General features: G+C 55.9%; 6 protein-coding genes and 8 pseudogenes. 8 read left to right on the forward strand and 6 right to left on the reverse strand.

The genetic code is table 11. The features are described from left to right. Window positions 1-278: 278 nt before the first annotated feature. The 4 genes and pseudogenes from C451_RS24000 to C451_RS03970 all read left to right on the forward strand — a co-directional run. Window positions 279-323, forward strand: a pseudogene (locus tag C451_RS24000) (hypothetical protein); the annotation flags it as partial. Between the two features lie 14 nt (window positions 324-337). Next, window positions 338-538, forward strand: a pseudogene (locus tag C451_RS21785) (universal stress protein); the annotation flags it as partial. Window positions 539-547: 9 nt separating this feature from the next. Continuing rightward, window positions 548-1,253, forward strand: a pseudogene (locus C451_RS03965) (transposase); the annotation flags it as partial. A gap of 86 nt (window positions 1,254-1,339) precedes the next feature. Beyond that, the gene (locus tag C451_RS03970) at window positions 1,340-1,993 is read left to right on the forward strand and encodes a helix-turn-helix domain-containing protein (RefSeq protein WP_007737941.1); all 654 of its coding nucleotides are present in this window, start codon (window positions 1,340-1,342) and stop codon (window positions 1,991-1,993) included. Between the two features lie 169 nt (window positions 1,994-2,162). On the opposite strand, the pseudogene C451_RS20825 reads toward C451_RS03970, so the two are convergent. Continuing rightward, window positions 2,163-2,984, reverse strand: a pseudogene (locus C451_RS20825) (IS5 family transposase). Window positions 2,985-3,099: 115 nt separating this feature from the next. On the opposite strand from C451_RS20825, the gene C451_RS20830 reads away from it, so the two are divergent. The 3 genes and pseudogenes from C451_RS20830 to C451_RS04000 form a co-directional block, all read left to right on the forward strand. Then, window positions 3,100-4,806, forward strand: a complete 1,707-nt coding sequence (locus C451_RS20830; RefSeq protein ID WP_080503482.1) for a S8 family peptidase — start codon at window positions 3,100-3,102, stop codon at window positions 4,804-4,806. 286 nt (window positions 4,807-5,092) lie between these two features. Next, window positions 5,093-5,260, forward strand: a pseudogene (locus tag C451_RS24550) (IS6 family transposase); the annotation flags it as partial. Between the two features lie 332 nt (window positions 5,261-5,592). Next, window positions 5,593-5,865, forward strand: a pseudogene (locus C451_RS04000) (IS6 family transposase); the annotation flags it as partial. 77 nt (window positions 5,866-5,942) lie between these two features. Here C451_RS04000 and C451_RS20835 read toward each other — a convergent pair. Then, window positions 5,943-6,392 (reverse strand): pyridoxamine 5'-phosphate oxidase family protein, encoded by a 450-nt coding sequence (locus C451_RS20835; protein WP_007737947.1) that lies wholly within the window; start codon window positions 6,390-6,392, stop codon window positions 5,943-5,945. A gap of 185 nt (window positions 6,393-6,577) precedes the next feature. Between C451_RS20835 and C451_RS24155 the strand changes: the two are divergent. Next, a pseudogene (locus C451_RS24155) lies at window positions 6,578-6,781 on the forward strand (phosphopantetheine adenylyltransferase); the annotation flags it as partial. Between the two features lie 120 nt (window positions 6,782-6,901). Here the strand turns inward: C451_RS24155 and C451_RS24320 are convergent. The 4 genes and pseudogenes from C451_RS24320 to C451_RS04025 all read right to left on the reverse strand — a co-directional run. Further along, window positions 6,902-7,081, reverse strand: a pseudogene (locus C451_RS24320) (universal stress protein); the annotation flags it as partial. Between the two features lie 36 nt (window positions 7,082-7,117). Further along, complete coding sequence (locus tag C451_RS04015) at window positions 7,118-7,735, reverse strand: hypothetical protein (RefSeq protein ID WP_049912874.1); 618 nt, start codon at window positions 7,733-7,735, stop codon at window positions 7,118-7,120. Window positions 7,736-7,838: 103 nt separating this feature from the next. Next, window positions 7,839-8,810 carry a universal stress protein gene (locus tag C451_RS04020; protein ID WP_049912876.1) on the reverse strand — a complete coding sequence of 324 codons (972 nt, stop codon included), beginning with the start codon at window positions 8,808-8,810 and terminating at the stop codon, window positions 7,839-7,841. 217 nt (window positions 8,811-9,027) lie between these two features. Beyond that, entirely contained in the window at window positions 9,028-9,669 is a 642-nt protein-coding gene (locus C451_RS04025; RefSeq protein WP_161605837.1) for a universal stress protein, read from the reverse strand. Between the last annotated feature and the right edge of the window lie 73 nt (window positions 9,670-9,742).

A 9,742-nucleotide genomic window follows, 5' to 3' on the forward strand; every position in this document is an offset into this window, starting at 1 on the left:
TTCGTGACCATCTCTCGTCGTCGACTACACACTATACCCGAATAACTCTTATCAATATGCAAACTGTTTTTGGCTCTCCGAAACCTCTCGGTAGTGGATAATCGACACCAGATGTTGCAAATATATTGGATCTGTAGTTCGAACCTGCAATCGTAGGATGTTGAAATCAATTATTCGCCTCTGTCGGTGCTTCCAATGATTGATTGCGGTGGACGACGGCAGATCTACTAGTGTTCGACAACGTCCTCGTCCCGACCGACGGAAGCGCGTGTGCCGAGATGGCCAGCGAGTACGCCAGGAACCTGGCGACAAAATACGAGGCGACCGTCCACGCGCTGTGCGTCGCGGATTCCCGGAGACTCGAAAACGCACCACAGTACGAACGGATCAAGAAGAACGGAGCAAATCCGCCGAACAAGCTCGTGCTGAATTCTCCGCTGCCGGACTCTCCGCGAATCAGGCCGTCCGGACTGACGTTCCCCACGAGGCCATCCTCGAATACGCGTCAAATCAAGAAATCGATCTGATCGTCATGGGAACACACGGGCGAACGGGGGTCGATCAGTTTCTCACCGACCTCGAACACGTCGCCGACGAGGTCTTCGACTATCTCGTCGAGCAGGCCGCCGTCCGCGGCCTGCTCGACTTGGCCTACTCTATCGACTCGACCGACGTGAGAACAATGTCAGCGGATCAAGATGCACCAAAATGCTACGATCCGACGGCTGAGGAGTACTATTACGGCTACGGTTGTATGATCGTCTCAACCGGCTCGAAGATACCGATTGCAGCCGAATTCACCGAAAGCAAACAAGCGCCTGAAGAGACGGCGATGCGCGTCACCAGTGACGCGCTCGCCGTCGATCAACCGGTCTGGATGATCGGTGACAGCGCCTACGACACGCTCGATTGGCACGACTACCTGCTGACGGCAGGAGTCGTGCTAATCGCCCCGTACAATCCACGAAATACCGGTGATCCGCTCGATATCGAGTACCGGGTCGAAGAACGTATCGACGAACACAGCGAGGACGTTCAGTTAAGCAATCAACACTAGATGAGACGTACAACCGGCGGAGTGGTGTTGAACGAACCATGAGGCGGTCAAAGACTGCGGCCTCGGGCACGTCCGCGCCCGAGGCCACGTCCATGCACGAGCGCAGGTCTTCCTCGCGCTGTGTCTGCGGCTTGTCGTCGCCATCACCAACGACGAGCGTGGAGACAATCCAGGCAGCACGATCATCACGGTGTGACAAGAGTTCTATGATACCCTCTTTGTGGACGAATATGTTCGGGGATATTGATTGGGTTCCGGGCCGAAAACATTCCACTAGAGACGATGCCACGAGCCAATCTCACGCTCACGATCCCCGACGGTATCTGGATCGGAGAGATTTCGCGTACACACCCTGAAGCGACATTCCGAATCCTCGCGGCGCTTGCCGGCGACGACGCCGGCGTTGGCCTCGCCGAGATCACGAGCGAGAACCTCTCCTCAATCCTCGCCGATATCGAGGCGAGCGACGCCGTCATCGAATTCGATATCCTCCGCCAGCAGAGCGACGAGGCGCTGATTCAGTTCGAGACGACGACGCCGCTGTTGCTGTTTCCGATCCAGGATTCGGGCGTCTCGCTCGAGATGCCATTCACCATCGAGGAAGGTAAAGCCATCTGGGAAGTTACCGCACCACAGCGACGGCTCTCGGAGCTTGGCACGCAGTTCGAACAGTTCGGGATCCCGTTCACCGTCGACGAACTCCACCGCCACATCGAACCGACACAGCTCCTCACCGACACACAACTCGATCTCGTCCATGCGGCCATCGATCAGGGTTACTACGATACGCCGCGACGCTGCTCGCTGACCGACCTCGCTGCGGAATCAGATCTGGCGAAATCGACGTGCAGCGAAACGCTCCATCGTGCCGAGGAGAAGATCATCAAGCGGTTCGTCGAGAACCTCCCCGAGTCGACGCCGGGGGAGCAAACCTGAATACGGTGGCCACACATCCGCTAATGTCGATCGTCGGTGTGAGAATACCGCCGAGGTGCGCGGTGAATAGCCATTTTCAAACTGCTCTGTAGGATCGCTATACGCGGCTTAATTTTGGCGTTTTCACTGAGCTCACCGCTGAGCAGAAACCGGCATGCAGCGATTGATTCTACGGATATCTTACTGTTCGACGAAGGTTGTAGACGGCACACTTCAGGATCATTTCCCGAAACTCCAGATGCCAGCTCCGCGCACGCACGGCGGAGCCGAGCGTGCGCTTGATCGCCGAAAACGCCGTTTCAACCATCCAGCGGCGATTGTAGCTGTCTGAGTCCATGCAGGCGTTGTGAGTGTGATCGGGCGAGTTGTGCAGCCGATGCTTGATGAGTGGACGAACTCCGTTCTCGCGGAGTTCGTCCCGGAATGCTTTCGCGTCGTAGCCTTTGTCTGCGGCCAGACTGAGCAGGTCGCCAGTGTTGCGCCGGGCGACCTGCGGGCCGATCTTCGCGTCGTGTTTCTTCGTGGTGGTGCAGTGAACGTCGGTGACGTAGAGCGTCTCGACGTCGACGAGAGTCGTGACCTTCAGCGAGCGGACGCGGTAGTGCGCTCGCTGAACGTAGTGGCGGCTGGGCTGATCGCGGTCGAAGCCGGTCGCATCGACCGCAGCATGGCCAGTGCGTTTCTCGGCGCATCAGCCGAGAAACGCACGCCAGCGAGCCATCGAGATGGTCTCGAACCAGTCGCGGAGGGCTGTGTAGTGCGGCAACCGTGTCAAACCGATCTCTTCGAGGATGCCCGGCATCTCACTGAGGAGATCGATGGTTTGGCGGTAGGATTCCCCGAGCTCGATACGCAAAGCATAGAGCGTGAGCATCGCCCATTCGGCGAACCCGCCGCCCCGTTCGGGGTCGGCGGGTTCGTCGGGGTTAGCGACAACTTGTTTAGCTTTCGCAACCGATTCTCGGGTGAAGAGGCGGATTTCCGATGTCACAACAATCCGCCTCTTCGCTTTCTACCACGATAACCTCATCAGAGCCGCTCCGTCTAGCGATCCTACAGAGCAGTCATAAAATCTTTACTGGAAACGCTCAGAGCCTGATTCATCTATGAGAGGTGAGATTGGCATCGACAATGATGAGACGAGTGTGTCTCGCAGAAATTTCCTCAAAACGACGCTAGCGGCGAGTGCTCTCACCCCAGTTATTGGAAGTATCCAGGCTCAACATACAAACAGTCAAAAACGCCAGGGGACCGATGAATCTCCCGACAAATATATTGTCGGAACCACCTCTTCTGATGGTGTAACCGCAGCCAATGCCTGTTGCAGTTCAGTTGATCGGGTTGTTGATTTCGGCGACATCGGGGGAGCAGTCGTGGGTCGGTATCGGCAATCGGATCTGGAAGCACTCGGACCGAATACCAACGTACGCTACGTTGAGCGGGATGGGAGGTATGAGGCTGCTGATCAAACTCTCCCGTGGGGTATTAACCGAATTGATGCGGACAAGACTATCGCTGCCGAAAACAGTGGACCGGGTGCCGATATTGCTATTCTCGACTCTGGCATTGATCAAGATCATCCGGATCTACAATCTCATCTTGGTGTGGGGAAATCGTTCGTTGATTATACGTCTTCATGGGACGACGACGTAGGACATGGAACGCACTGTGCAGGGATTGCGGCAGCTAGCGACAACACAGAGGGTGTTGTCGGGATCGCTCCTACATCGACACTTCATGCCGGGAAGGTTCTCAATAATGATAATTGGGGCCATGGGTCATCGATTGCTGCAGGCATTAAGTGGGCAGCTGATCAGGGATATGATGTTGTGAGTCTGAGTATCAATGGATCCAGTTATTCTCAGATGCTCCGAGATGCATGCGCATATGCCCTCGACGAGGGTGTCTTGGTTGTTGCGGGCGCTGGGAACGATTCTCGTGAATCAGTTACGTATCCGGCTAAATACCCAAGCGTACTTGCTGTGAGTTCGACGACGAAAGATGACACTCTTTCAAACTTCTCGAATGCGGGTCCCGAAATCGAACTCGCCGCACCTGGTTCCGATATTTACTCGACTGTTCCTGGTGGATATGGCCATATGTCAGGGACATCAATGGCGAGTCCGCACGTCAGTGGCGTAGCCGGGCTATTGATGTCTCCCGAGGGAGAGAACCTTTCGAACACGGAAGCGCGTCAGCGTCTCCACAGTACGGCTGAAGATATTGGCCTTGATGATACTGAACAAGGTCATGGATTAGTCGATGCTGAGGCTGCGGTAACTAAGTCATCCGATGAACCGACAAATACACTGAGTATCGAAGGTGGTAGTGGACAGACCAGCTACAATTTCACAGTAAGTAGCAATCTTCAGGGTGTGGATGGTCTCGACTCCGAAGACGACATCACAAATAGCGGCCATAGTGCTTCAGGTACCGTTGATGAAGATGAAACGGATACCTATTCGTTTGGGGGGGATCTCCGTGCATTCGATCTTGATGGCACCGCGAACATTCTTCTCAATGGCCAGCCAGCTCATGTTGGTCGCCGTCCTGATCATTTGCTCCAGATACAGGGGGAAGGATCACAGACCAACTACAGTTTCACAGTGAGTGAGAACCTCCAGAGTGCGGATGGTCTCAACTCCGAAGACGACATCATGAATGGCGAACAGAGTGCGTCAGGAGCAATCAGGGGTGGAACTGACACTTATATTTTCGATGGCGATCTTCGTGCGTTCGATCTTGATGGCACTGCAAACGTTCTCCTTGATGGTCAGCCGGCTCATGTTGGTCATCGTCCCGATAGCATCTAAAGGCATTGTTAACTTAGCCGGCTGAAGTGAGTGGAGTTCCTCCGTTCATAGGGTCATGATAGAGGAACTCCGATTGGCAGATGGGGACGCCAACACTGTACCGTTTTTGGACGGGGAGCGCACGCGAGCCGGATCAGGCCGGCTGGCGTGCGCGTTGCATGCTTCAGCCGCCTCACTCGCCGAAATTCGCGACATGTTAGGTTGGTTCGGCGTCGACCGCAGCCGCCCCGCTATTCGCAACTGGTGTCACTCGTTCGCCGAGTCTCACGAGCAAACATTCACCGTCGAACCTGATCGCGTTGCGGTCGACGAAAAGCAGGTTCAGCTGGCCGAGGAGCGCAAAGTCTGGCTCTACGCAGCGATCGATATCGATTCGAAAGTCGTGCTCCACGCACGACTTTCTGAACATTGTGGAACGGACCCAGCAACGTCGTTTCTCCGCGAATTACAAGAGAAACTCCGCGTCTCTAGTGATTCAGGGAAGTTCTGAAAATTACCGTAATCTCTACGGTAAACTGGATTCATCCACTTCATCAAGTCGTTCGGCGAGCATCTGAATGAGATCCTGTATGGTGATTTCGTCCTCTTGAACAAGGGTTATATTAGTGGCATACTTGATCGCTTCAGCGTAGCTGGAGCGATCATGCCGGGCCATAATCCGAGTGAGCTTCGTAGCCAAGCTATTGCTGATTGTGACGGTCGTGTGCCCATCTGGCGGCATACCAGACTAAGATTGTGGATTTACCGTAAAAATTACGGTGAGCTTCAATACTTCTCTGAATGACTACCGACGCGGAGTTTCTCGTCGACGGCATGGGCTATCTGATTGCTCTTGCAAAGACTGATCTCAGCGGTCACCTCGACTACAGCGACCGCAACATCGTCGAGAAGCTGTTTCAGACGTTCACGATGCGGGTCGGCCGGTTTCACGAGACATGGAACGGCAGTCAGCCAGCGCTCGGCGCTTGGCTGACTGCCTACACCTATTACTACAATCACCACCGAAGTCACCAAGCGCTTGACAATCAGCCACCGGTCGAAGCTGCGGAGCTAAGTTAATAGTACAGTTTCGCCCTCATTATTTGTAATGCCATCATCCTTTAGTTCAGATATGAAAATAGTAATAATCAACGGAACTAGTCTGGTGAGCTGACTTCCTTCCGTCCAGTCAGTTCGTCAGGAACGAGCCGGAACTGATGAAAGATCACGTCATCAGGCGGTTCTTTAAAAATGTCGACGAACGGGATATCCACGGCCCAGCGTTCTTGGCGAGCAGCCGCTTCGTACGGCAATTTGGTGAGATCTTCAAGCGTCCCGACAGCGATGACACTTCGCCATCCATCGTTGGTATGACTGTGGGTTACGAAGGAAACTGGACGGTCGATGTATTTTTCTTTCGTACTGTCCGACGGGAGCGCAAGTCGATAGTGGAAATGAACAATATCGGCGTCATATCCATACGATACGGGAAGCGAGAACGGTGGTTCATCGCTGCTGGTTGAAAAGGAAAGCGTCCCTGTGCCACCGTTTCCGAGAAAAGTGTCCAACTCTTCGTCGGACAGTTGAAGCCAGCGAAAGCCACTCATGCGAGAGAAAACATCCCGAGTGCACAAAAAGAATAGCCGATATCATTCATGGAAACGTGATTACCTGCTATCTTGAGCTCGCGTTCCAGTGTCCGCGCGTCAAGCAGTGGACGTGCCACCGCAACGGCAACGAATTCGAGATAACGCAGCGTGTCTACGCGCAGGGCCTTGCCGGGATGTGCGAAGACAGGGATGCGGTGGTCGTCTCGTCCGAAGCGAAAGCCCAGCGTCGGGCGCACGACCTCAACCGCTACTGCCACGATTCGGGCCTGCCACCGCTCGAAATCCATACCTTGCCGTTCATCATCGCCGAAGACGGCACCCGCATCAGCAGCACTCGTATTCGGAACGGTGAGATCGACGTTCACGGACGACTGCTCGATTCCTCCGGATTAGCGCGGTGTCGATGGATGCCGGGCAAAGACGCCCTCCAAGACTGGCGTCGGTGGCGAGCGATTCGAGCCGGCGCATAGCCGGTTTTGATTCTCGGTCCGTGTCAAGCGAAACCATTACCACCGTCGTGTCGACGGTACGGACAATCCGTTCAGTGTGCTGCTCAAGAGGGCGGGTTCGAGATCGGTCCGACCGTATATCCCCATGACCACGAGGTCGACATTCTCCTCGTCGACGTACTCACGGACAACCGATTTTTGGAGGTTATTCCGACGATTGTGAGTGTGCTGACTGTTTCCTTTCGATTGTAGGGCTCTCCCGTAATTGGCGTGTCAGCTGTCGTCGCTGCCGCGTCGCGCTTGCTCGTCCCGTGTGGGCTGGTCACGCTGTGGAACAAGATTCTCCAAGAGGCTATCGCCGAACGCGACGACCAGAAGAGCTCCGACCGCGTCGAAACAGAGGTCCAGAACAGTATCTCTCTTCCCGTACGGTACGAGTATGGGTTCGAGATCGAAGCGAGCAGCCGTTCTGTGAACAGCGTACTCGACAATCTCCCAGAGTACGCCAGCACAGCCGACCGCGGTGAGAACGCGCAGACGAGGATCCTTCCCACGACGACGGCTGAGTACGTGCACGGCTCCAGCCAGGAGGGTTGCCGAGTGGGTGTGTGTTAGGTGATCCCACCACCACGTATCCTCGTACGGGCCGATCATCCCGACAGAATGGGCGGCCATCGCCATCCTTGCGTACGTCTGCTGCCACGGTAACAACTCCATATCGGCCCGTTTCTCGACGATTTCGGGAAGATACGTCCCCACGATTGCGACGATAGCGTTCACGACCGCTCCCCAGTTCCGTTGGCGAATGCCGATACTGAGGACGGCGAGAATCGTGTACCTGATACACCTGTCGAACTTTTTCATCACTGAACGATATGCCGGTTCTCCCATTGTCGACCTCTACCGACCATATCTGTCAGCACCCTTTGAATCACCACCGAACTGTCGCCGTCCAGCTCCCACACAGCAACTGAAGGTCCGGGATGATGGAGTGTTACGGTTCCGTGTTGGCCGGTCGAACGGTCAGGACGGGAATCGGTGACGTTCGCACCAGCTTTTCGGTAACACTTCCTAGCATGTATCGATCAAACCCCGTGCGACCGTGCGTGCCGACGACGATGAGGTCGATATCGTGCTCGTCGATGTACGAGAGGATCTCGCCGTGAATCGACGTCCCGAGTGCGACCAACCCGGAGACGGGTTCGATCGAGGCATCCGTTGCGTACTCCGTGGCATCCTCGACGATCTCGGTGGCGTTCTCTTCGAGGAACTGTACCTGCATCTGGATGCGGACATCGGCACCGAGGCTTGTGACGTCGACGACCGACAGCAAGTGGAGTCCAGCCGTTTCTTCACGCGCCACATCGACGCTTGTTTCGAGGGCCGTCCTCGCACAGTCGCTGCCGTCAGTCGGGACCAACACGTTCCGGTACGGATGGGTGGTCGTGACGTCGCTATCCGGTCGAATCGTGAGTANCCTCGCACAGTCGCTGCCGTCAGTCGGGACCAACACGTTCCGGTACGGATGGGTGGTCGTGACGTCGCTATCCGGTCGAATCGTGAGTACGGGGACGTCGCTTGTTCTGACGACGCGCTCGGTGGTACTGCCGAGCAGGAGTCGAGAGAGACCTCCGCGGCCGTGTGTCGGCATAGCGATGACGTCGACGTCGCGCAACTCGGCATAATCGAGGATCGTGCTGTATGGCTCCCCTTGGAGGACCTCCGTCACAGTAGAGACGCCGCGCTCGTGGGCGCGCTCGGCGGCGTCGCTGACGATCTCTTCGCCTTTCTCTTCGAGGGCGTCGACGACATCGCCTCGAATCTGCACGACGCTATCTCGTGTCGTGTCGGCCACGTTGATGATGTGAACCGTCGCATCGTGTGCAGTAGCGATATCGAGAACGTGGTCGACGGCAACGCTTGCCCCATCACTCCCATCGGTAGGGAGAAGGATCGTCTCAAACATACCGGTCATACCATCTGTCATCGTTTAATTATTTCCCAGGAGGGTGCGGTACCAGTCTTCGTGAAATAGAACGTTACTACGTCGGCGGCTCTCTGACCGGTGTTCCTGTCTACTATTGAGCGTATTCTTCGCCTCGGCGTCGAAAAATGCTTTAACATTGATGTCCCGGTCGTCGTTGAGTCCTCGCGTCCACTCGGCCAATTAGCCCGCCTCATGCTTAGCGATGACCACTTCGACCGATTCGAGTCGTCCCGGTTGCCCCATCGATGTGCACGCGGAATCGACCGTCATCACCACGGAACGGGACGATCCACGAATTCGTTCCGCGGTATGGATCGTCTGTCGTTTCGACAGGCTCGTGACCGGCGTCGGTAAGCGCGTCCGCGGCGTGTTCGACCGCCGCTTCGGGTGAGTCGATCGTCATCGGTTCGTCGACGGTCCGAACAGTCGTCACGGGAACCGTCGCCTCACGGATGACGCGTTCGGCGACGCTGCCGAGCAACACGCGATCGAGACCCGTGCGACCGCTCGTTCCCATAATGATAGCGTCCGCACCGACATCGTTCACGGTGGTGAGGATCTTCCGGTAGGGGCTACCGTGTTCGAGATAGGTTTGGACCTCGACGGAGGTGGGGGATGCCGCGTCTTCGACACGTTCGAGCGCGTCTGTCCCGCTTGCTTCGAGCGAGTCGAGGGCTGATTGCTTCAACCCGTCGTACTCCGAGGTGTTGACGATGTGAAGTGCGTGAACGGTCGCATCGACTTCATCGGCAATTGCAATGGCATGGTCGATTGCTCGTTGGTTTCCCTTGCTTCCGTCCGTCGGCAGCAGGATATCGTTGTACATGAGCTCTTCCATCGTCATCTACGCCGAGGGCGAACAAATACGCATTTCAGATTCCCAGTCAGTAGGCTGTCTCTTATACACATCT

The organism is Halococcus thailandensis JCM 13552 (genome assembly GCF_000336715.1).
Lineage (GTDB): Archaea > Halobacteriota > Halobacteria > Halobacteriales > Halococcaceae > Halococcus > Halococcus thailandensis.